General features: G+C 71.8%; 19 protein-coding genes. 14 read left to right on the top strand and 5 right to left on the bottom strand.

Annotation, left to right across the window (positions count from 1 at the left end; all coding sequences use genetic code 11):
• The first annotated feature begins 264 nt into the window (after window positions 1–264).
• From ABN273_RS04800 to ABN273_RS04785, 4 genes are all read left to right on the top strand, one after another.
• Window positions 265–1,539 carry a hypothetical protein gene (locus ABN273_RS04800; RefSeq protein WP_349447399.1) on the top strand — a complete coding sequence of 425 codons (1,275 nt, stop codon included), beginning with the start codon at window positions 265–267 and terminating at the stop codon, window positions 1,537–1,539.
• Window positions 1,536–2,534, top strand: a complete 999-nt coding sequence (locus tag ABN273_RS04795) for a hypothetical protein (protein ID WP_349447398.1) — start codon at window positions 1,536–1,538, stop codon at window positions 2,532–2,534. Before ABN273_RS04800 ends, ABN273_RS04795 begins: the two co-directional genes overlap by 4 nt.
• 15 nt (window positions 2,535–2,549) lie before the next feature.
• Entirely contained in the window at window positions 2,550–3,059 is a 510-nt protein-coding gene (locus ABN273_RS04790; RefSeq protein WP_349447397.1) for a MarR family winged helix-turn-helix transcriptional regulator, read from the top strand.
• Between the two features lie 73 nt (window positions 3,060–3,132).
• The gene (locus ABN273_RS04785) at window positions 3,133–3,543 is read left to right on the top strand and encodes an STAS domain-containing protein (RefSeq protein WP_349447396.1); all 411 of its coding nucleotides are present in this window, start codon (window positions 3,133–3,135) and stop codon (window positions 3,541–3,543) included.
• On the opposite strand, the gene ABN273_RS04780 is transcribed toward ABN273_RS04785, so the two are convergent.
• Window positions 3,531–4,937 carry a dihydrolipoyl dehydrogenase family protein gene (locus ABN273_RS04780; protein WP_349447395.1) on the bottom strand — a complete coding sequence of 469 codons (1,407 nt, stop codon included), beginning with the start codon at window positions 4,935–4,937 and terminating at the stop codon, window positions 3,531–3,533. The two genes, ABN273_RS04785 and ABN273_RS04780, sit on opposite strands and share 13 nt — an antisense overlap.
• A 147-nt stretch (window positions 4,938–5,084) precedes the next feature.
• Between ABN273_RS04780 and ABN273_RS04775 the strand changes: the two genes are divergently transcribed.
• Window positions 5,085–6,185 (top strand): sialidase family protein, encoded by a 1,101-nt coding sequence (locus tag ABN273_RS04775; RefSeq protein WP_349447394.1) that lies wholly within the window; start codon window positions 5,085–5,087, stop codon window positions 6,183–6,185.
• Window positions 6,186–6,198: 13 nt separating this feature from the next.
• Here the strand turns inward: ABN273_RS04775 and ABN273_RS04770 are convergent, their stop codons facing one another.
• A complete protein-coding gene (locus ABN273_RS04770; RefSeq protein WP_349447393.1) occupies window positions 6,199–7,731 on the bottom strand; it encodes an IucA/IucC family protein in 1,533 nt (510 codons plus the stop codon).
• Window positions 7,732–7,868: 137 nt separating this feature from the next.
• Here ABN273_RS04770 and ABN273_RS04765 point away from each other — a divergent pair, with 137 nt between their 5' ends.
• Complete coding sequence (locus ABN273_RS04765) at window positions 7,869–9,371, top strand: IucA/IucC family C-terminal-domain containing protein (protein WP_349447392.1); 1,503 nt, start codon at window positions 7,869–7,871, stop codon at window positions 9,369–9,371.
• Here the strand turns inward: ABN273_RS04765 and rfaE2 are convergent.
• Window positions 9,343–10,758 carry a D-glycero-beta-D-manno-heptose 1-phosphate adenylyltransferase gene (gene rfaE2 / locus ABN273_RS04760; protein WP_349447391.1) on the bottom strand — a complete coding sequence of 472 codons (1,416 nt, stop codon included), beginning with the start codon at window positions 10,756–10,758 and terminating at the stop codon, window positions 9,343–9,345. The two genes, ABN273_RS04765 and rfaE2, sit on opposite strands and share 29 nt — an antisense overlap.
• A gap of 64 nt (window positions 10,759–10,822) precedes the next feature.
• Between rfaE2 and ABN273_RS04755 the strand changes: the two genes are divergently transcribed.
• From ABN273_RS04755 to ABN273_RS04735, 5 genes are all read left to right on the top strand, one after another.
• Complete coding sequence (locus ABN273_RS04755; protein WP_349447390.1) at window positions 10,823–11,878, top strand: glycosyltransferase family 9 protein; 1,056 nt, start codon at window positions 10,823–10,825, stop codon at window positions 11,876–11,878.
• A 53-nt stretch (window positions 11,879–11,931) separates the two neighbouring features.
• Window positions 11,932–12,441 carry a SigE family RNA polymerase sigma factor gene (locus ABN273_RS04750; RefSeq protein ID WP_349447389.1) on the top strand — a complete coding sequence of 170 codons (510 nt, stop codon included), beginning with the start codon at window positions 11,932–11,934 and terminating at the stop codon, window positions 12,439–12,441.
• A gap of 64 nt (window positions 12,442–12,505) precedes the next feature.
• The gene (locus ABN273_RS04745) at window positions 12,506–13,675 is read left to right on the top strand and encodes a hypothetical protein (protein WP_349447388.1); all 1,170 of its coding nucleotides are present in this window, start codon (window positions 12,506–12,508) and stop codon (window positions 13,673–13,675) included.
• A gap of 38 nt (window positions 13,676–13,713) precedes the next feature.
• Window positions 13,714–14,292, top strand: coding sequence for a TetR/AcrR family transcriptional regulator (locus ABN273_RS04740; protein WP_349447387.1), 579 nt, complete (start codon window positions 13,714–13,716; stop codon window positions 14,290–14,292).
• A 20-nt stretch (window positions 14,293–14,312) separates the two neighbouring features.
• Entirely contained in the window at window positions 14,313–15,071 is a 759-nt protein-coding gene (locus tag ABN273_RS04735) for an SDR family NAD(P)-dependent oxidoreductase (protein WP_349447386.1), read from the top strand.
• Window positions 15,072–15,149: 78 nt separating this feature from the next.
• Here the strand turns inward: ABN273_RS04735 and ABN273_RS04730 are convergent, their stop codons facing one another.
• Window positions 15,150–16,664, bottom strand: a complete 1,515-nt coding sequence (locus ABN273_RS04730) for a golvesin C-terminal-like domain-containing protein (protein WP_349447385.1) — start codon at window positions 16,662–16,664, stop codon at window positions 15,150–15,152.
• A gap of 260 nt (window positions 16,665–16,924) precedes the next feature.
• Between ABN273_RS04730 and ABN273_RS04725 the strand changes: the two genes are divergently transcribed.
• The 3 genes from ABN273_RS04725 (at window position 16,925) to ABN273_RS04715 (ending at window position 21,238) form a co-directional block, all read left to right on the top strand.
• Complete coding sequence (locus ABN273_RS04725; protein ID WP_349447384.1) at window positions 16,925–18,877, top strand: family 10 glycosylhydrolase; 1,953 nt, start codon at window positions 16,925–16,927, stop codon at window positions 18,875–18,877.
• Between the two features lie 32 nt (window positions 18,878–18,909).
• A complete protein-coding gene (locus tag ABN273_RS04720) occupies window positions 18,910–19,992 on the top strand; it encodes a sensor histidine kinase (RefSeq protein ID WP_349447383.1) in 1,083 nt (360 codons plus the stop codon).
• Between the two features lie 106 nt (window positions 19,993–20,098).
• Window positions 20,099–21,238 carry a monooxygenase gene (locus ABN273_RS04715; RefSeq protein WP_349447382.1) on the top strand — a complete coding sequence of 380 codons (1,140 nt, stop codon included), beginning with the start codon at window positions 20,099–20,101 and terminating at the stop codon, window positions 21,236–21,238.
• Between the two features lie 91 nt (window positions 21,239–21,329).
• Here the strand turns inward: ABN273_RS04715 and ABN273_RS04710 are convergent, their stop codons facing one another.
• A complete protein-coding gene (locus ABN273_RS04710) occupies window positions 21,330–22,277 on the bottom strand; it encodes an ABC transporter substrate-binding protein (RefSeq protein WP_349447381.1) in 948 nt (315 codons plus the stop codon).
• Between the last annotated feature and the right edge of the window lie 170 nt (window positions 22,278–22,447).

Below are 22,447 nucleotides of genomic sequence, written 5' to 3'. Positions count from 1 at the left end.
CCCCCTCGTGGCATTAGGGTGCATCCTAAACCCCGCCATGACGTGCTCTATGTAAAACCTTGGACCCCGCTGGTGCCCGGTTTGTTCGCGGGGGAAGCGGGTTTTTCTCCGTCTCTGACCGCTTAACGGAAGTTCGGGCTGGCCGGGGCCGGTGCGGCAGCTGTGGCGATCTTCAGTTTTCGCCAAAGAAAACGTGTTGACGTGCGGGCGGACGTTGGCGGCTCTGGCAATGTCGGTTTCCTACCGGTCGTGGTGGGGGGTCTTATGCGACGTGTCGGGGATGGCGAGCACTTCGATCGGCTGCTCGCCGTAGCCAGAACATACTGGGGTGAGAGCCCGGGTGGTGACAGCTGTGTCGTGGCGGAGGCGTTCGACCAGGACATCCGGGTCGTGGTACGTACGCTCATGGTCGCGAAGGCGGTCTGCGAGCTGCTGTCGGCGCGGCTGTTCGCGCTGGTCGATCCGGAGTGGCGCAGGCTGGCCGAGGTGTTCGGGGCCGAGGCGGACGGAGGTCCGCGGGTGCCGCTGGCCGCGCTGGTCACGAGCCGGGTGAATCCCGATGTGCGCAGGGACATCCCGGTTGTGCACGTGCACGGGAAGGGGTCGCTGAAGGCGTACGCGATCTTCCCTGATCAGGGTCCCTGCTCGTACCAAGAAGAACTGCCCGCCAGGGTCGGCGCGTTCTTCGAGCGGCACGTCTGGCCGCACCGGCATGTGATCGCGCCCGACGCGGAGCGGACGGCCTGGCGCGCGAAGAGCGGCTACCAGCTCCGCACGGAGACCGAGCGCCGCCAGCTCCGCCACTACGGCTGCGCCCGTCTGGGCCTCGACCCCGACCTGCCGACGATCACGGTCTTCGGCCACCGGCCGGAGCAGGACAAGGAGCTGTTCGAGTCGACGGTGGAGTACGCCGCGTCCGATGTGTCGGCGAACTGGCTGTTCCTCGATCCCGTCACCAGAACGCATTCGCGGATCAGGGGCCTGGCCGGCGCCCTGTCCACGAACCTGCTCTGGAGCATGACGGACGCGGCCGTCGCGTTCGGCGACAGCGATCTGCCGGCGTTCGGCATCCCCGTCATCCAGGCAGGCTGGTCGGTGGGGAGAGCCTGCCGCACCACGCACATCGCACTGCAGCCGTCGGACATCCGCCTGCTGTTTGACGAGGCCATCGCCAAGCACGACAAGGGGGAGTCCATCCTCGAGCCGGAGCAGCGCGAGCGTGCCCGCCTGTGGCTCTGGCTGCGTCGTTGCGGCACGGACGTGCCCACCGGGCTCCTGCCGCACTGGGAGCACGGCGCCGATTACGCGCGGGCGCTCGCCGTCAACCTGTGGCACGTGGAGCGCGACGGCGACCCCCTCTACAGCGCGGTCGCGCGCATGTGGGACAGGCGTGAGCCCATGCTCACCCGTTTCGACTTCCACGATCCGGCGGGGCCGTACATCAGGAGCACCCACGACCGGTTCCGCCGGATCGAAGACGTTGATCACCAGGAGTTTCCCGACCCGGAAGGGCCGTTCGTCACCAGGAGCACCCCATGACAAGCCCAGGATCCACCACCGAGCTCGACCAGCTGATTCTTCCCGCCATCCCGCCCGTACACCTCAACAACGGCCAGGTCTCCGCGCTGCAGGTGACCGACAGGTTCCACCGGGGCACCCAGATCCTGGGCAGGTTCGAGACCTCGGGCCTGGCCGGGTTCAAGGTCTCGGCGCAGGGGCGCTCGCTGCGGGTGCTGCTGTCGCTGTCGCTGGACGAACGGTCCGTGACCGGCTGGCACGACGGCCAGGCCGAGGCGAGCGCGCTGCCGCGGCTGGTGCAGGTCCGCTCCCAGGGGCGGCTGCGCCAGTGCGTGCTGCTCAGGGGGAAGCGGGCGCACGCCCGGGTGACCTTCGACCTGGCGCCGGACGAGATCCCCGACGACGGGCTGATCTGTGTCGAGCTGCTCGACATCACGGAGGGGGACGGGGTCTCCCCGGAGGTACGCCAGGCCGTGTCGGGACGCGTCATGCCCGACGGGGTGGCCGGGGTGCGGCTGAACAAGGTGGTGTTCGAGGAGCCGCCGGCGGTGGACTTCGACCCGGACACGCTCGACGGCCTGCGCTGTGAGCAGTCCTCGCTGATCAGCGCGGGCGGCCTGGCCAACTTCAACCGGCAGGGCGTACGCGTGCTGCGCTCGGGCATGCTCGTGGTCAACCCGGTGCTTAAGGACACGTTCGGGTCGAGCGGGCGCCTCACCCTCAGGCTGGGCACCAAGGCGGAGCCCGCGAGCGTCATCCCCGCGACGTGGCGGCGGGTGAACAGCGAGCTGCGCTGGATGCGCCATGCCACCAGGAAGCTGCTGGGCATGGCGGCGCCGCCCGTGAAGCGCGTGCTCAGCATCAGGGACGGGAACATGGGGGTGCCCGAGGAACGGGTGGGGGCCAACGTGACCGAGCTCGTGCTGCCCAGTCCGAGCAACTCGCCGTTCCTGGTGATCATAGGTCCGTGCCTCGGCGCCATGCCCACGCTGGAGTCGGCCATCGCGCACCAGTAAATAAGATGCGGAGTCATGGGCGACGCTGTCGACGGGATCCTCGAGCAGTGGCGGCGTGAGCGGCCAGATCTTGATTTGTCGGCGATGGGCGTCTTCGGGCGGCTCGCGCAGGTGATGCGGATCCTGGAGCCGCGGGTCGACCAGGTCTTCACCAAGCGCGGGCTGCGGCCGGGCGAGTTCGACGTGCTGGCCGCGCTGCGCCGGGCCGGGGAGCCGTACACGCTGATCCCGTCGGAGCTGTCGGCGGTGCTGATGATGTCGCGGGCCGGCATGACCAACCGGCTCGACCGGCTGGAGGCGGCGGGACTGGTCGAGCGCAGCCTCGACCCCGCCGACCGGCGTAGCTTCCGCGTCCGGCTGACCGGCGAGGGGCTGCGGATCATCGACGAGACGCTCACCGAGCACGCCGCGAATCTGGCCCGGCTGGCCGCTCCGCTCACCACCGAGGACACCGAGACGCTCGCGGCGATCTTGCGCAAGCTGCTCGACGGGCCGCTTGGTAACCCTGAGGGCCGTGATGCGTAATGCGGGCAGGAAAAATAGCGACAGCCCGTGATATCGCCGCTCAGCGGGAAGTTTTTCCTACGTGAGGAACGGCTTGCGCATTGAGACGATCCGGCACCTCCATTGCACAGTCGTTCGCGCCAGCGGTGAGCTCGACCACGCGGGCCGGGTCCGGTTCAGCGCCTGCATCAATGCCGTGTGGGACTGGTCGGAGGGGCCCGTTCTGGTGTTCGACCTGGCAGATCTGGACTTCTACGACTCCTCGGTCATCGGGGTGCTCGCGATGGCCATGCAGCGGATGGAGGAGCAGAGAAGTGGCCGCATCATCCTGGTGCGGCCTGACGGTCACCTGCTGTCGGTGCTGCGGCTGACCGACCTGCTGTCGCGCGTGGAGCTGCGGGGGAGTGTGGAGGAAACGGTGGCCGAGCTGATGCTGCAGCCGCGATCGGCCGCCGCCCCGGCGCGCGGATCCGAGGCGGCGGCCGTGCGGGATCACAGCCCGTAGGCCTCCAGCAGCCGCAGCCACACCTCGCTCACCGTCGGGAAGGACGGGACCGCGTGCCAGAGGCGGTCGAGCGGCACCTCGGCCGTCACCGCGATCGTGGCGGAGTGCAGCAGGTCGGACGCGCCCGGCGCGGCGAACGTGACGCCGAGGAGCACCTTCCTGTCCTCGTCCACCACGGCCCTGGCCCGGCCGCGGTAGCCGTCGCCCATCAGGTAACCGCCGGTGACCGACCCCATGTCATAGTCCACCACGCGCACCCGGAACCCGTCGGCACGAGCCGCCGCCTCGGTCCTGCCGACCGCGCAGATCTGCGGATCGGTAAAGACGACCTGCGGCGCGCCGTACCCGTCCGCCAGATCCCGCATCGCGGGCAGCTCGTCGCCGCGGGCCCGCGCGGCGATCACGTCACCGCAGATCCTGGCCTGGTACTTGCCCATGTGGGTGAGGAGCGCGCGCCCGTTGGCGTCGCCCACGGCGTACAGCCAGCCGTCGGGGATCGCGGTGGCCCGCATGCTGTCGTCCACCTCGACGTACTTGCCGTCGGTCAGACCCACCGTGCTGAGCCCCACGTCGCGGGTCGCGGGCCGGCGGCCGGTCGCCACCAGCAGCTCGTCGGCCTCCAGCGGCGGCCCGTCCGGCAGGTGCACCGTCACCTTTCCGCCGCGCTCCGGGCGCTCGACCCTGACGGCCTCGACCTGGGCGCGCACCTCGATGCCCGCCTCCGCGAACGACTCGGCCAGCAGCTCTCCCGCGAACGGCTCCATCCTGGGCAGCAGGCCGCCTCCGCGCACCAGCACGGTGGTCTGGCGCGCGCCGAGCCCGTGCATGGCCTGGGCCATCTCGCAGGCGACCACGCCGCCGCCGATCACGACCAGCCGCTCGGGGATGGAGTCGGTCACGGTCACGTCATGGCTGGTCCAGGGCTCCGCCTCGGCCAGCCCTGGAGTGGGCGGGATGGCGGGCGTGCTGCCGGTGGCCAGCACGACGGCCTGCCGGGCGGTAAGTACGCGTTCCCCGCCGTCCTCGGTGGTGACGCGTACGCGCTTGGGGCCGTCGAGCCGCCCGCGCCCACGTACGAACTCGGCCGGCACGCCCTCGATCCACCGCACCTGCCCGGAGTCGTCGAAGTTCCCGATGGCCTCGTCACGCCTGGCCAGCACGGCCGCCACGTCGACGGGCCCGAGCGACAGCCCCGGGGCGCGCGCCACCTCGCCCACCAGATCGACCGGCCGCAGCAGCGCCTTGCTCGGGACGCACGCCCAGTAGGAGCACTCGCCGCCGGCCAGCCGCTCCTCGACGACCGCCGCGGTCAGCCCGCCGCGCACGGCCCGGTCCACGACGTTCTCACCGGCGGGACCGGCGCCGATCACGATGACATCGAACTCGTCAGCCACCCTGCCTCCAGAAGCACTCGCCCATGAATTGCACTCTTTCATGCCGGAGCTGCGACCACTTGTCGGGACGCGGCGGCTCGCGTGCCGTTCGCGGGAGGGGACGGGGAACGTCACGCCGCGTTCACCCGTGGCCCGTAACGTGCCCGCATGGATGATCGTTACCCGACGTCGGTGCCGTACCGGCAGCGCACGGATGGCTATCACACGTACCGGATCCCCGCGGCGGTGGTGACCGGGGCGGGCACGGTGCTGGCGTTCGCGGAGGGGCGGCATGCCTCGGCCGGGGACTCCGGCCACATCGACATCGTGCTCAAGCGCTCCACGGACGGCGGCAGGACGTGGGGCGATCTGCAGGTGGTCGCCACGGAGCCGCGCCGGGGCACCGCGGGCAACCCCGCGCCCGTGACGCTGGCCGACGGCCGGATCGTGCTGGTCCACGTCAGGCAGGGCCCGGCGGTCACTGAAGAGAAGATCAGGCGCGGTCAGGTCGCGGCGGCGGACGGGCGGCGGGTGTTCACGCAGGTCAGCTCCGACGACGGGGTCACCTGGTCGGCGCCGCAAGAGATCACCGGCAGCGTGAAGCACGCCGAGTGGCGCTGGTACGCGACCGCTCCCGGGCACGCGGTCGAGCTGCGCCACGGCCCGCACGCCGGGCGGATCGTGGTGCCCGGCAACCACTCGCTGCCGCCCGCCGGGTCCGACAGCGGGACCGAGGGCAGGTACGACGGCGGCCACGCGCTGCTGAGCGACGACGGCGGCCGGACGTGGCGCATCGGGTACGTCGACGACAAGCCCGACGGGTACGTCAACGTCAACGAGACCACGGCCACCGAGCTGCCGGACGGGCGCCTCTACGTCAACGCCCGCACCGACTCCACCGCGCCCGGCACCAGGGCCGACGCCTACTCCTCCGACGGCGGGCAGACGCTGGACCGGCCCTTCCGCCCCCAGGCCGGGCTGGCCGGGCCGGTGGTGGAGGGCAGCGCGCTGTGGTGCTCGGCGCCGGACGTGCTGCTGTTCTCCGGGCCCGCCGCCCCTGACGCCCGGGCGTTGATGACGGTACGGGCCAGCGACGATCTCGGGGTGACCTGGCGGGTCGCGCACACGGTGTCGGGGCTGCCCGCGGCCTACTCCGATCTGGTCAGGGTGGACGGGGACACGGTGGGGCTGCTGTTCGAGACCGGCGGCTTCGGGCCGTACGAGACCATCGCCTTCCGCCGCCTCCCCATCGCCGAGCTGACCCCCTGACCCCGGCCCGCGATCAGGCGGCGAGGGGGTTGCGCAGCGTGGTCCAGCTGTCGCCGGGTGGTGCCCCCGCCAAGCGGGCGAGCAGGTGGGCCTTGACCGTGAGGTGCGTCCCGAACAGCGCCTCGCGGTCCTCAGCGCGGGTCAGCTCGTCGAAGGCGTCGCGGGCCGCGGCGGCCACGACGTCCCAGAGGCGGGACTCGGCGGCCCGGTCGCCCCGGCAGAAGAGCGCGATCAGGCTGCCGAACGTGGTCCCGACGAGCCCGCCGAAGAGCTTGGCGTGCAGGATCCCGGGGTCGTCGGTGAGCAGCCTGGCGCTGACCGGCGGGAGCTCGATGCCGTTGCGGGCCAGCCTGGCGGGGCTGATCCGGACGTCGGCCAGGTCGCGGTAGACCAGCCGGTACGGCATGCCGTCCCGGTCGAGCTCGACCAGCAGGTTCTGGCCGTGCGCCTCGAGCGCCACGCCGAGCGCCAGCATGCCCAGGGCGTCCCGCCAGGCCAGCCGGGCGAACGCGGCCAGCCAAGCCACCGGGTCACCGACCATTGCAGGGGTGACCGCCGCGACGGGGATGGCGGACCCCGTCGGCTCGCGCAGCATGGCCGCCAGGTCGGGGCTGTGCTCGCCCTTCACCTTCGCGGCGGCCCCGGCCAGGTAGCGGGCGATGCGTGGCCGCCCGCCCTGCCGGGCGGACAGGGTGGTGAGCAGGTGTGACAGGTTGACGCAGTCGCGGACCGAGCCGGGCGAGATGTCCCTGACACCGGAGGTCATCCGGGTGCTGAAGGCGGTCTTGACGTGCGGGCCGCCGTCGAGAGGGGCGAGGGTGCGCACGGACATGAGCGGGCGGGCCGGGACGGCTCCGGCGACGTGCGGCCGCAGGCCGAGGCCGGGCAGGACGTGGGCGCTCTGCCAGGGATGCACGGGGAGCAGGAGCCGGTCGTCGTCCTTGAGGGAGTCCGGCCACGGGCCCGAGACGAGGCAGTCCGCGGCGGGGACCGCGAGCAGGTCCAGGTGGACGACCGGCCGGTGCTCCGGCATGTACGCGAGCTGCTCGGCCACGGAGATGCCCGGACGGCTGCGGCAGCCCGGGTGGTAGGGATGGCCGTCCACCACGCTCTGCTCGTGCTCCTCGGAGGTGGTCGGGGTGCGGGCCGGTTCCGCGCGGGACAGCGCCAGCGAGGCCACGCTGTTGTCCAGGTCCTCGACCAGCGGGCCCGCCCCCGGCAGGCCGAGGGCGGCGAGCAGCTCGGCCGGGTGCGTGTACGGGTGGCCGTTCAGCCAGAGCGCGGGCTCGCCCCAGAGGTCGTACGGCTCGCGTGCCCGGCCCATGAGACTGCGCCCGTCCGCCAGCGCGACCTGCACCAGGGCGGCCGGGCGGCACTCGGAGCCCACGGGGCTCACCAGGCCGGGGAGCGGCTCGTACAGGAGGCTGCGCCAGAGGCGGCCCAGGACGGCGGCGCGTGCGTCCGGGAGTGCCGCCATGTACGCGGCGGACAGCTCGGGGCGCACGAGGGCCAGGTCGGCCGCGAATTCCGCCTCCGAACGCCTCATATTTCCCACTATTACCCGGAAAGCTACGCATGTTGGCATCAATGGTGACAAAGGGTATGGATAAGGTCGCCATGACAGCTACCGACGGCCTTCTCGCTCTCTTGCGAGAGGCACGGAGAGACGCCTCATCCCTCGCGATGACGGCACTGCTCAACTGCCTGATGCGCGAAGTGGCCCGTCCCGCGTGGGACGGCGCCTTCCTGCTGCCCGCCACCGGACACGTCCTGCGTGCCGACGACGGGCGGTTCCCCGGCAGGCCCGCGCTCCACACGCCGGACGGCTGGTGCCCGCTGTCGCTGGACGACCTGGTCGCGTTGACGGCCGCCGAGCTGCGCGCCGGCACGGGGGTCGCCAACGACGCGCTGCCCGCGGAGATCGCGCACAGCCGGGACGTCATGGCCGCCCTGCTGGCCGCCAGGCAGACCGCGCCGCCGCCCGCGGACCCGTACCTGCGCTCCGAGCAGGCCCTCGTCGCGGGCCACCGCTACCACCCCGCGCCCAAGGCCCGCGGTGGCTCGGACCCTGGAGCCTGGCTCCCGTACTCGCCGGAGGCGCACGCGAGCTTCGCGCTGCCGCTGCTCGGCGTGCCCGCGGAGCAGCTGGTGGAGGACGGGGACGCGAGCGCGCTCGACCGGCTCGGCCCGCCGCCGGGCGACGGCCTGGCCCTGCTGCCCGCGCATCCCTGGCAGGTGGAGCTGCTGGGCGGCCCGCCGCTGCGGCGCCTGGGCGTCACGCAGGTGGTGGCGTGGCCGACCTCGTCGATTCGTACGGTGTACCTGCCGGAGCTCGACCTGTTCTGCAAGTTCAGCCTGGACGTGCGGATCACGAACGACATCCGGCGGCTGTGGCTGCACGACCTGAAGAAGCTGGCCGCGACCGCCGACCTGGTCGGGCGCGCGTTCGACGACCTGCCGGAGCACGTCCCGCGCCCCGCCGTACTGCGCGACCGCGGCTACCGCAGCGCGGAGCTGGGCCGGGACGGTGGGGAGGCGCTGGCGGTCATCGTCCGCGACGGGCTGCGCGAGCACCTGCGCCCGGGGCTGACGGCGCTGCTGGCGGCGGGGATCAGCGAGGGCTTCCCCGGCAACCCGATCGACGGGCTGGGCGAGGACGAGGCGCTCGCGTGGTGGGGGCGCTACCTCGGCCACGTGGTGCCCCCGGCCCTGCACGCCTACTTCCGCCACGGGATCGTGCTCGAATGCCACCTGCAGAACGTGCTGATCGCGGTGGACGGGCACGGCAGCCCGGCCCAGGCGGTCTTCCGCGACCACGAGGGCGTCAAGGTGCTCGCGGAGCGGCACCCGCTGCTGCCGGGCATGGACGGCTCGCGGGCGTGGGAACGGCTGGTGTACTGCCTGGTCACCAACAACCTCCGCGAGATCGCGGAGGCCCTCGCGGAGCGCCATCCGGGACTGCGGGGAGAGCTGTGGGCGCGGGCCAGGGCGGTGTTCGCCGCCTGCGGCGAGGACCACGGCGATCCGGACGAGCTGCGTGACCTGCTGTCCGCCACGCACGTTCCGGCCAAGGCCAACCTCCTGCTGCGCTGGCTGGACGCCCCGGGCGGGGACATGCGGAGCGTGCCCGTGCCGAACCCGCTGAGCCCCGGCCGCCTCAGGGAAGCGAGCGCATGCGGCCGATGATGGCCGTGGTCGAGTGGTCGGGCAGGTAGCCGAGCACCCGCACCTCGCCGCCCAGCGCGCGGACCAGCGGCGCCTCGGCCAGCATCTCCGCGGTGTAGTCGCCGCCCTTCACATAGAGCTCCGGGCGGATCATCCTGAGCAGCCGTTCGGGCGTGTCCTCGTCGAACTCCGTCACGTAGTCCACGTCGTTCAGCGCCGCCAGCACGGACATGCGGTCCTCGCACGGATTGACCGGGCGGCCCGGCCCCTTCAGCCTGGCCACGCTGGCGTCGCTGTTCACCGCCACCACCAGCACGTCGCCCAGCCGGCCCGCCTGCTCCAGGTACGTCACGTGCCCCCGGTGCAGCACGTCGAAGCAGCCGTTGGTGAACACCACCCGCTCGCCCCTGCGCCGGTGCTCGTCCAGGAGCTGGGCCAGGCGCTCGGCCGTCTGGACCGTGCCCTCGTGGCGGCGCAGGGCGCGCAGCAGCTCGTACCGGGTGCAGACGGCCGTCCCCTGGCGGCGTACGACGACGCCGGCCGCCGCCTGGCCCGCCTCCGCGGCCTCCTCCGGCGACGCGCCGCCGGCCAGCCAGAGCGCGAACGCGGCCGTGTAGGTGTCACCCGCCCCCGTGGCCATGTGCTGGGGCGCGGGCCGGGCATAGGTGCGGTACGGCGGGCGGCCCCTCCTGTGCAGCAGCGTGCCCTCGCCGTCCAGCGTGGTCACCACGATCCCGGCGCGGGTCAGCTCCATGAGCCGGTCGGAGCGGGCCGACAGGTACGCCAGGCGGTCGGCCGGCTCGTCCGCGTCGCCCAGCAGGCGTACGACCTCGGCATAGTTCGGCAGGACGGCGGCGGGAGCGCATTCGCCCCACGGCGCGACCGCGTGCGCGTCCACCACCAGCAGGGCGAACCCGGCGAGCGCCCGGCGCACGGCCGGGGTGAACACGCCGCCGCCGTAGTCGCACGCGACCACCACGTCGGCACCGCGCACGGCCTCGCCCAGCCGGCCGAGCAGCTCCCGCTCGGCCTGCTCGCAGAGCACGTCGAGGTCCTCCTCGTCGTAGCGGGCGGTGAGCTGGCCGCCGCTGACCAGCCGCCGCTTGTGCGCGGTACGCCGGCCCGGCACGGTCACCAGGTCCGTCTCGACGCCGAGCAGGTGGAGCGACTGTACGAGCTTGTCCCCGCAGGCGTCGTCCCCCACGGCGCCCAGGAGCCGTACGCGGGCGCCGAGCGCCACGAGGTTGGCGGCGGTGTTGGCGGCCCCGCCGGGGGCCTCCTCGGTGGCCTCCAGGCTCATCACGGGCACGGGCGCCTCCTGCGCCAGGCGCTTGGCCGAGCAGCGCAACCAGGAGTCGAGCATGACGTCGCCGACGACCACGGCGCTGATGGTGCTCTCTGTGCCCATGAGGAGCGAATACCGGAGAAGGCGCAGGTTAAACGCGTGAACTCGCTGGGTAGCACGGGCGGCCATGGGAAGCACATCCGGGCTGGTCGACGGGGTGGAGCGGATCGCCGTGCTACGGGCCAACGCGCTCGGCGACTACCTGCTGGCCGTCCCCGCCCTGACGGCACTCAAGCACGCCTACCCAGGCGCCCGCCTGACGCTGCTCGGCGTCTCATGGCACGCGGAGTTCCTCGGGGGCCGCCCGGGGCCGGTGGACGACGTGGTGGCGCTGCCGCCGATCTCCGGCGTGTCGACGCAGGCCGGCGGGCACCCGGCGCCGGAGGAACTGTGCGCGGGACTGCGGGCGCGCCGGTTCGACCTGGCGGTGCAGATCCACGGCGGCGGCCGCTACTCCAACCCGTTCATCCGCGGGCTGGGCGCCAGGGTGACCGCGGGAATGCGCGCTCCCGGGGCGGAGAGCCTGGACCGCTGGGTGCCGTACACGGACTACCACCACGAGACCCTGCGCTTTCTCCAGGTCGCCGCGCTGGTCGGCGCGGTCGCGGGCGGCCTGGAGGCGCGGGTGGCCGTGACCGGGGACGACCGGGCGGAGCTGGCTCTGGCGCTCGGCGAGCCGCCACGGGGGCTGGTGGCCCTGCACCCGGGCGCCAGAGACCCGCGGCGGCGCTGGCCGGTGGAGCGCTTCGCCGAGGTGGCCGACGGGATCGACCGCCCCATCGCCGTCACGGGCGCTCCGGAGGAGAAGGACCTGGTGATGGGCGTGGTCGACGCGATGCGCCGGCCCGCGGTCCCCGTCGTGGGCGCGCTCGGCATCGGCGGCCTGGCCGCGCTCTACGAGCGGTGCGACCTGGTGATCGCCAACGACACGGGCCCGCGCCACCTGGCCGCCGCCGTCGGCACGGCCACGGTCGCCGTCTACTGGTGCGGCAATCTGATCAACTTCGGGCCGCTCAGCAGGGCCAGGCACCGGCCGCTGGTCTCATGGACGACGGCCTGCCCGGTCTGCGGCGCCGACGGCATGGACCCGCGTGCCGAGCGCTGCCCGCACGACCTGTCGTGGGTGACCGACGTCTCGGTGGACAGGGTGATGGAGCAAGTCCGCGATCTGCTTGACGCATAGCGGGGGCGTACGCGGGCGTCTGAGAGGGTGACATCAATCCCCCGGAGGTGATCGTGGACGCCGCGGACGAGCAACGTTTCCGCGAGTTCGTCTCTGCGCGCTCTCCCGCCCTGATGCGGCTCGGGTTCCTGCTCACCGGTGGTGACCAGCACGCGGCCGAGGACCTGGTGCAGAGTGCGCTGGCGAAGCTGGCGAGCCGGTGGCGGCAGGTGGAGACGCCCGAGGCGTACGCCAAGCAGATCATGTACCGCCAGCAGATCAGCTGGTGGCGGGCGAGCAGACGGCGCGGCGAGGTGGTGCAGGCGACGCCGCCCGAGCTGGCGGACCGGGACCTCAACCACCAGAGCGAGCTGCGCATGGTGCTGCGGACGGCGCTGGCCAGGCTCACCGCACGGCAGCGCGCGGTGCTGGTGCTGAGGTACTTCGAGGATCTGCCCGAGCAGGAGGTCGCGCGGACGCTGGGCTGCTCCGTCGGCACGGTCAGGAGCACGGCGCACAGGTCGCTGGCCCGCCTGCGCGAGATCGCCCCCGAGCTGGCCCAGGAACTGGAGGTGGTCGCGTGAGCGAGCGAAGCGAGGGAACGATTAGACGCAGCACGCTCGTCACAGGGCCGACGAAGGAGGCCAAGTGACGCAGCTGCTTCGCGACACGCTGCGGGAGTGGGCCGACGAGACCAGGGTGCCGCACGACCTGGCCGACCGGGCGCTGCGGAGGCGCGCCTGGCGGCCCGCGGGCATGGTGGTGCTGGCCGTGGGGCTGGTGGCGGCGATCGCCGTGTTCGCCGTGGGCCCGAGGGACGTACGTAACGCGCCGGACACCGTACGCCCGGCCAACGGCATCACTCTGCCCGCCCGCCCGTCGCCCGCGCCGACCGACGTGCGGACCGACACGGAGCACAGCCCGCCGACCAAGCTGATTGCCGCGGGCCGCATGGCCGTGTCCGCCTACTACACGAACAAGCAGGAGAAGATCTCGGACCACGAGCAGCGGATCACGTACAAGTGGTCGCTGTACGACCCGCGCACCGACGGCTACGAGGAGACCTCGTGGGCGTGGGTGGACGTGGCGCCCGGCCTGCAGGTGGCCGCCGTGCTCGACGGGGACGGAATCAGCAGGAGGCTGGGCATCCTCGACATGAACACCCGGCAGATCCTGAAGTGGATCGACCTGGAGCACCCGGTGGGGTCGGTCTCGTGGTCGCCCGACGGCACCAAGGTCCTGGCCACCGCCTACTCCAGCTACCCGGGTATCGTGGACGACCGCCGTGCGGACGGGAACAGCCCGCGTACCGGCTACTACATCGTCGACGTCGAGGCGGGTACGGCCGACTATCACCAGCTGCCGCCGATGGCCGACGGGATACACACCGACGCCAACCCCTTCAACGGCAACGCCCGCCAGGACCTCGGCTGGAGCCTGGACGGCACGATGCTCTGGGCACCCAGCAGCACCATGCCGGACCGCGTCTTCTACAGCCTCGACGGTCAGCCGCGCGAGACGCCTCAGGGGGACCGGTACGTGGACTACACGGGCATCTCGGCGACCTCGCCGAACGGCCGCCTGGTCCTGAGTCGCGACGTGCCAGCCGATCCCGTCGGAGGGCAGAAGGTGCTGCAGCTGCACGCCTGGGCGGACGACGACAACGTCATCGCGCTGGGCTGCGCCGGGGCGTGCGAGAACGAGTTCGACAACGGGCTGGTCCTGGTGAGCGTGGACGGTCGGCGGACGACCCAGCTCGCCGCCAACCGTGACTCCAACAAGGACGGCGCTTGGCGATGGGTGCTGACACCTAGATAATTGGACCGATCGTTCTTGAATGTGCTAGCTTCGGCGTCGTGGCGAGGAGCAAGGAGTTCGATCCCGAGGTCGCGTTGCAGAAGGCGCTCGAGCTGTTCTGGGAGCGCGGATACGAGGCCACGTCGATGGCGGACCTCGTGGAGCACCTCGGGATCGCGCGGGCGAGCATCTACGGGACCTTCGGCGGCAAGCGCGAGCTCTACCTGAGGGCGCTGGAGCGCTACCTGGAGCAGCACAACGTGGTCGAGCGGCTGTCCCAGCCGGGGCCCGCGCTGCCCGCCGTCCGGGGCTTCCTCGACTCGTACGTCGCGGAGTGCCTGGCCGACGAGCTGCGGCGGGGCTGCATGGTGGTGAACACGGCGGTGGAGTTCGCCTCGCGCGACGCCGCCGTGTCCCGCAAGGTGACGGAGAGCTGGGCGGGGCTGGAGACCGTGCTGGCCGCCGCCCTGGTCAGGGCACGGGCCCAGGGCGAGATCCCGGCGGGGAAGGACCCGTACGCGCTGGCCAGGTTCCTGCTCGTGCTGCTGCAGGGCATCAGGGTGCTCGGCCGGGCCGACCCCGATCCGCGCCGCCTGCGCGACGCGGTCGACCAGGCCATGGTCGCCGTCCAAATTTGAGAACGATTGGTATGGAATAAATGAGCCGTTTCGAAGGCAAAGTCGCTCTGGTCACCGGCGCGAGCGGCGTCCTGGGCCGCGCCGCCGCGCTGGCGTACGCGCGCGAGGGCGCGGCGGTGCTGGCCGCCGGGCGCGACGCCGCCCGGCTGGCCGAGGTAGTGAAGCTGATCGAGGAAGAGGGCGGGCGGGCGAGCGCGTTCGCCCTGGACGTCACCCGCTCGGCCGAGGTCGCCGCCATGGTCGAGGCCGCGGTCTCCCGCTACGGCGGGCTCCACGTCGCGCTCAACGCGGCCGGGATCTTCGGCATGCTGGCGCCGCTGGCCGACTACGACGAGGACACCTGGGACCAGGTGCTCGCGGTGAACCTCAAGGGCGTGTTCCTGGCGATGAAGCACGAGATCGACCACATGCGCGCGCACGGCGGAGGTGTCATCGTCAACGTGTCCTCCAACCTCGGCGCGCACTGGCGGCTGCCCGGGGCGGCCGCGTACGCCGCCTCGAAGGCCGGGGTGAGCTTCCTGACCCGCACGGCGGCCCGCGACCACATCGCGGACGGGGTGCGGATCAACGCCGTCAGCCCCGGTCCGATCGACTCGCCCATGTCGACGCGCCCCGGCGAGACCCGGGAGGAGCGGGACGAGCGCATGAAGGGCGCGCTGCCGATCGGCCGGGTCGCCACGCCGGAGGAGGTCGCCGCCGCGGCGCTGTGGTTGTCGTCGCCGGAGTCCGCCTTCGTCGTGGGCCAGGACCACGTGATCGACGGCGGCGCCACCGCCTGACCCCGGGCTTCGTCATCGCGGCGTGATCAGTACGGCCCGCTTCCCGAGCAGAGCGGGGAGCGGGCCGTACAGAATCTGTCAGACCCGGCTGATGCGGACCGCGTCGGCAATGACGAGGCCCGTGCCCGAGGTCCATCGGCTCACGCCGACGGCGTTGTAGGTGCCGGCGTTGAGCGAGAAGGTGCCCAGGCTCTTCCAGGCTCCTCCGCCGGAGCGTTGGTCGACGTAGACCGTCTGGTTGCCGCCCGACGCCGCCACGATGTACGGCGCCGAGCTGTTGTATCCGGCATCGTCCGGATACCAGACCTCGACCCGGTACGTGCCCGCGCTGGGGATCGTGGCCGAGTACCACGCCGGGTCGCTGGCGGCGACCGGTTCGGCGAAGCGGTAGTCGGCTCCGTAGCGCTGGCTGGAGTAGGTGGAGGTGCCCCAGTTCGCGCTGGCGGCGAACTGGCCGGAGGTGGTGTTGTCGACGGTCGTGGACCACGTCGGGGTGCCGCCACCGGTCACGTAGTTCATGTACGTGGTCCAGTTCCAGTACGGACCCGGGTCGGTGTGGTCCGAGCCGGGCACCTCGACGTGCCCGATGATGTGGCTGCGGTCCTTCGGGATGCCGTACTTGTCGCAGATGGCCTTGGTCAGGGCCGCGGAGGCCCGGTACATCGCGTCGGTGAACCACGAGGCCTGGTTGACGTAGCCCTCGTGCTCGATGCCGATGGACCTGGTGTTGTAGGTCCAGTTGCCGGCGTGCCAGGCGATGTCCTTGTCCCGCACCATCTGGGTGATGGCGCCGTCGGAGGACCTGACCACGTAGTGGGCGGAGACCTGCGCGCTGGGGTTCTGGAACCAGGAGATGGTGCCCGCGTACGAGCCCTGGGCGACGTGGATGATCACCCGGTCGATGGCGTAGCTCGACTCGCGGCTGGAGGCGGTGTAGTTGCTGGAGCTGGCGGCCACCCAGGACGCCGGCGGGTAGTCGGGGCTGGCCACCGCTGCCTGCGCGTTCAGCTGGCGGGCGTTGGCGAGGTCGCCGCGGTCGGCGGTGACCTCCTGCGGCTTGACCTGCACGCCGCGGGTGTCGATGCCGAGACCGAGCTGCTCGTACACCGCGTCGGCGTAGAGCCGGGCCAGCTCGGGTGAGGAGGCGTTGCCGTACTTGGCCACGGCCTGGTACCAGCGGCCGATGTCCTTCCTGGCGGTCTCGTCGAGGCCCAGCGCGTCGGCCTGGGCGCGAAGGACGGCCGCGCCGCCGAGGATGTTCGCCTCGTCGTCGGCCTTCAGCTTCTCGACCGGGAGCTTGGTGAGCTCGGCGGCCTTCTCGAGCGAGTGGTAGGTCGGGTTGCTGACCAGGTGCATGACGCCGTAGCCGCCGCTGGCGCTGGGCTCACCTTTGTGCCCGTCGAGGTGGGTCTCGGCGTAGGCGAGTGCGACGAGCAGGTCGCGGGGCACGTCCTGCGCGGCCGCCGCCTTGGCGAACGATGCTTGGAGTGGGCTGTCCTTGGCCACCGCCAGAGCGGGCTGGCCTGCGGCGATGAGGAGGACGGCGAGGATCGAGGTAGCGAGGGCTGCTAATCGCGTGCGGGCGAGAGTCATGAGTGCTCCTCGTAAAGGGGGACGGCTGCACCGTAAGACATCTCCTGACAAATGTCGATAATTGACATTACTGCCGTGTTAAGTGAAACTTTTCGCCCCTGATCCCTTTTGGGGAGGGGCGTGGCGCGCACGCTCTCCCGCCGGCCGGGGTCCGTCGGCGGGCAGGGCGTGGCGCGGCGCCCTGCCCGCCACAGATTTGGGTCCAGCCGAAGTTGTGAAAACTATTGCGCTTTCAGCTGATCGCGCTGAAACTTCCTTTCGTGACCGCGCTCCTGCGTACCGTCCTGGCGGCGCTCACCGCCGCACTCGTCAGCATCGTGGCCCCCGTTTCCTCCTCCCCAGCCGCCGCCATGGCCTGCGCGACCGATCCCGCCACCCCGAAGCGGCAGCTCAGGGCCATGTGGATCTCGTCGGTCGCGAACATCGACTGGCCCAGCCGCACGGGGCTGAGCGCGTCGGCGCAGCAGGCGGAGTTCCGCGCCTGGCTGGACCTGGCCGTGCAGAAACGCATGAACGCCGTGGTGGTGCAGGTCAGGCCCACGGCCGACGCGTTCTGGCCCTCGCCGTACGAGCCGTGGTCGCAGTGGCTGACCGGCACCCAGGGCGGGAACCCCGGGTACGACCCGCTGGCCTTCATGGTCAACGAGGCGCACGCCCGCAACCTGGAGTTCCATGCCTGGTTCAACCCGTACCGGATCGCGAACCACGACGACCCGAGCAAGCTCGTGTCCACGCATCCGGCACGGCAGCACCCCGGCTGGCGCTTCGCGTACGGCGGGAAGCTCTACTACAACCCCGGCATCCCGGAGGTACGGGACTTCATCGAGGACGCGATCATGGACGCCGTCTCCAAGTACGACGTGGACGGCGTGCACCTCGACGACTACTTCTACCCCTATCCGGTGAGCGGCGAGACCATCCCAGACTCCGCCACGTACGCCCAGTACGGCGGCTCGTTCAGCAACGTCGGCGACTGGCGGCGCAACAACGTCAACCTGCTCGTTCGCGAGCTCGACCAGCGCATTCACGCCGCCAAGCCGCACGTGTCGTTTGGGATCAGCCCGTTCGGCATCTGGCGCAACGCCGCGACGGACCCGCTCGGCTCGCGTACCTCGGGGCTGCAGTCGTACGACGCGATCTACGCCGACAGCAGACAATGGGTGAAGCAGGGCTGGGTGGACTACCTGTCGCCCCAGATCTACTGGCACATCGGCTTCTCCGCGGCCGCTTACGAGGTGCTCACCGCCTGGTGGTCCGACGTGGTGCGGGGCACCGGCGTGCAGCTCGTGGTCGGCCAGGCCGCCTACCGCGCCGGAGCCTCAGGGCAGGACGCCGCCTGGCAGGACCCGGCGGAGCTGAGCGACCACCTGACCGACAACCGGCGGCATCCCGAGGTGGTCGGTGACGTCTTCTTCAGCGCGAAGGACGTCAAGGCGGACCGGATCGGGGCGATCACCCGGCTGGTGAACACCCACTACACGCGTCCCGCGCTCTTACCGGCCCGCGGCTCGTCGGCCGCGCCGTCCGCCCCGGCCCTCACCTCGGCCGTTCAAGGCTCGAACGGCGTCCAGCTCGCGTGGACGGGCTCGGGCACGTCGTACGCGGTGTACCGGGTGGACGGGTCGCAGTCCACGGCGGACCCGTGCTTCTTCGCCGACGCCCGGAACCTGGTCGCCACGACCCGGCAGACGTCCTTCACGGACACCGGCGCCTCCTCGGGCACCTACACCTACTACGTCGCCGCGCTCAACCGGACCCACCAGGAGAGCTCGCCCAGCGCGGGCCGGACAGTGGGCACCGGGCCGGGCTTCAGCGTGGTGATCGACAACGCGGACGCGGGCTTCGCCGCCAGCACGAACTGGGGCACCTCCACCTACTCCACGCAGTTGCACGGCACCGACTACCGCTTCGCCAATCCGGTCTCGGCCAGCGACCCCGCCTGGTACCAGGCGACCATTCCGAGCGCCGGGAGTTATCGGGTGGAGGTGTGGTATCCGGCCAACTCCGGGTACAACAGCGCGACCCCGTTCATCGTCGCGGCCTCCGGCGGCAACCAGACGGTCGCCGTGGACCAGCGCAGCGGCGGCGGGCAGTGGCGGGCGCTGGGGACGTACACGCTGGCGGCGGGCACGTACAACGTGGTCGGGGTGAGCCGCTGGACCTCCACGACGGGCTACGTGATCGCCGACGCCGTCCGCATCACCAAGACATAGCCGATTGGCAACGGTGATCGTACGATGAGCCGGTGGACGGTGTCCGTCCGCGGCCGATCGACGCGGTCGCGGTCCTCGTCGCGGGGGGCTTGACGCTGGCGACCGGCTACACCGGTCCGGTCCTCGTGGTCCTGCTGGCGGCGGCGGTGCCGGTGCTGTGGATGCGCAGAGCGCCGCTCACCGTCGCCTGGGTCAGTGCGGGCACGGCGATCGCCCTCCTCGTGCTGGCCGTGATCACGGACGTGCCGCCCCCGGCGGGGGCGCTGATCTGGCCGCCCACATGCGCCTTCGCCGCCTACGGCGCGATGGCGTACGCGGGGGAGCACCGGCGCGGCGTGCAGCGGTGGCTGCCGGTGCTGGTCCTGGCCCTCGCCGTGCCGGCGCTCCCCGACCGGCTCCCCCTGATCCTCCGCACCGACACGGCGATCGCGCTGGCCACCCTGTACGGCATGTACGTCGCCGTCAGGGAACGCCTGCACCGCGAGCTGGCGGAACGGGCCGAGCGGGTGGAGCGCGAGCGGCTGGCGGGCGAGATGCACGACGTGGTCACGCACCGGGTGAGCCGGATGGTGCTGCAGGCCGGAGTCCTGGCCCTGACGTCGGGCGACGAGCGCGCCAGGGCGGTGGCCGAGGAGTTGCGCACGACCGGGTGCGAGGCGCTGGGGGAGCTGCGTCACATGGTGGCGCTGCTCCGGCGCGGCACGGGAGAGGGGTTCGACCTGGGGCTGCCCCTGCCCGACCTGCGGCCGCTGGTCACGGAGTCGGCGCTGGCGGGTGTGCCGGTGGAGCTGGTGGTGGCCGGGACGCCGGTGCCCGTCTCCGGCGAGGTGGGGCGTACCGCGTACCTGCTGGTGCAGGAGGCCCTCGCCAACGTCCGCAAGCACGCGCCCGGCGCGGAGGTGCGGGTGCAGGTCCGTTACCTCCCCGGTTCGTTACGGGTCACCGTCCGCAACACCCCTGGCCAGCCGGACGCCTGGGTTGCGGCCACCGGCCCGGGGATGGGCCTGCTCGACCTGCGGCAGCGCGTGGAACTGGCCGGGGGCGCCCTGGAGACCGGCGAGGAGGATGACGGCGGCTTCCGCGTCGAGGCGACCTTGCCCGCCTCGCCGCCGTGAGGTCAGCGCATCGACCCAGGTCTGATGCCGGGGTCATACCAGGGGACGAAGGAAAACGTCCTGAGGAAGGATGCCCCGGCTCGGCCTCGCGCGCGAGTGTTGACGTATGAATCGACTCGCCCGGACGGCCGCCTTACTCGTCGCGGTCGTCCTGCTCGCCTCGTGCGGCGCCCAGAGCACCCACGCCCCGGCCGGTCACGGGGGACACGCGGGGCACACCGCCGGATCCACCCCGGCCGCGGCCCCGCTGCGGACCGGCGAACGGTTCGCCGACCTCACGATGGCGGAGCCGTACACGCCGGCCCCGCCCAACGGCGGCACGGACGACTACCGCTGCTTCCTCATCGACCCCAAGCTGACCAGCAAGGTGTTCCTGACCGGCGCCCAGTTCCAGCCCCAGAACCGCGACCTCGTCCACCACGCGATCTTCTTCAGGCTCGACCCCGAGCACGCCGCCGAGGCGCGCAAGCTCGACGACAGCACGCCCGGCCAGGGCTGGACGTGCTTCGGCGACTCGGGTGTCGACGGGGACTCATGGGTGGCGCACTGGGCCCCTGGCACCAGCGAGACGCTGCTCGACCCCAAGTACGGCTACGAGCTGCCGCCGGGCAGCCGGCTCGTCATGCAGGTCCACTACAACCTGCTGGGCGTGGCGGGCAAGCCGGGCACCGACCGCTCGGGCATCCGGCTCCGCTTCACTGACCAGACCCTGCAGCCCCTGCAGACCGCCCTGTTCCAGGCCCCGATCGAGCTTCCGTGCACGCCGCAGGAGTCCGGACCGCTCTGCGACCGGGCCGCCGCGGTCGAGGACGTCGGCGCCAGGTTCGGCGACGAGATCAAGGAGACGTCGGCAGTGCTCGCCAAGTTCTGCGGCCCCACCAAGCCCGGGCCGACCCAGCACTGCGACATGCCCGTCGAAGACCCCGCGACCGTCCATGCCATGGCGGGGCACATGCACCTGCTCGGCCGCTCCATCAAGGTCGAGCTCAACCCCGGCACCCCGCAGGCCCGGACACTCCTGGACGTGCCGAACTACGACTTCGACGACCAGTCGCTGCGGGTCCTGCCCACGCCCGTCAAGGTCAAGAAGGGCGACGTCGTACGGGTGACGTGCACGCATGACGCGGGCCTGCGCGCCCAGCTGCCGCAGCTCCAGAAGCTCCCCCCGCGGTACGTGGTGTGGGGCGACGGGACCAGCGACGAGATGTGCCTGGGCATCGCCATCGTGACCCCCGGCTCCGTGTGACGTGCCCTTGCCGAGGCGGCGAGCAGGGGGCGGAACGAAGCGCTCCGCCGCCCCCCGCCGCCGGGCTTCTCCGGCGGCGGGGACATCTCACCTACACGGCGACGGGTCCGTCGCTCTCCCACCTGGTGAGCGCCGTCCTGTGCCCGGTTTGCAGGCCGGTGCCCGGGTCGATCGCGAAGTCGCCGAACAAGGTGACCGTCCGCAGTCCGGCGGCGACCGACCACAGCTCCGCCCGCCCGGTGCCGCCCGCCCGTTCGGCGCAGTGGATCGCGATGATCGCGGCGGCGACCGCCTGAACGGCGGGATAGTCCGGCGGCTCCCCGGCCCTGTCGTGATACGCGGCGAGGAAGTCCCGCTCGGAGATCCCCACGGCCGCCTCGCCCGCCAGACCGGGGAACCACTGCCCGATGCCGTAAATCCCCCGAGGGTCGCCGACGGCCGCGCCGAACTCCCGTACCCCCGCGGCCACGGCACAGACCACCCGCGAACGACCGGCCTTCTTGACGGCCTCGACGTCCTCGTCGAATGACCCGGCGCACAGGAGGTTCCAGGAGTCCTCCACCAGGCCGCCGCGGACCACCGGGATGCCCTGCTCGTTCGCGGCCCGCGCGGCGCCGTCCGCCACCTGCCGGGCGAAGCCGCCCTTGCCGTACACGATCCGGAGCGGGCTCCGGTCGCCGGACCGCACGAGGTGGCGGATGAACGGCTCGGCGTACCGGCTCGCCGGCGTCAGCACCGAGACGACATGTCCGGGGTGCGCCGTCTGGACGTCGTCGCCCGCGCCGCCGTGGTTCCAGATCAGGCAGCCCAGCGCCGCGCCGATGCCGCCCGCCCGCCGCATGAGCTGCGTCGAGTACGGCCCCAGCAGGAGGTCGCACTGCCCCGCCAGCCGGGGAAGCGCGACGTCCAGGGTCCCGGGTTCGCTGCGGTCGTCCTCGACGATCAGCTCCACGGACGGGTTGAGGGCTCGCCAGACCTCGAGCCCGAGCCCGACCTGCCTGCCGAAACGGGCATGCTTCCCGGACCGCGAAACAGGCACTCCGATCCGTAGTGTCACCTGATCCCACTGCCCGTGGCGCTCGTGGTCACTCGCCTTCCAGCAGGCGTCCGAGCTCCTGGTGCTCGCCGCGGCTCACCGGGATGTGCGCTAAAGGGGTGTCGCGCTTGAGCCTTCCGGCGCTCATGTACGTCAATGGAGATTTGAACCCT

The sequence above is a fragment of the Nonomuraea sp. B19D2 genome (assembly GCF_040137845.1).
Taxonomy (GTDB): Bacteria; Actinomycetota; Actinomycetes; order Streptosporangiales; family Streptosporangiaceae; genus Nonomuraea.
This window is presented reverse-complemented; position numbering and strand designations above follow the sequence as displayed.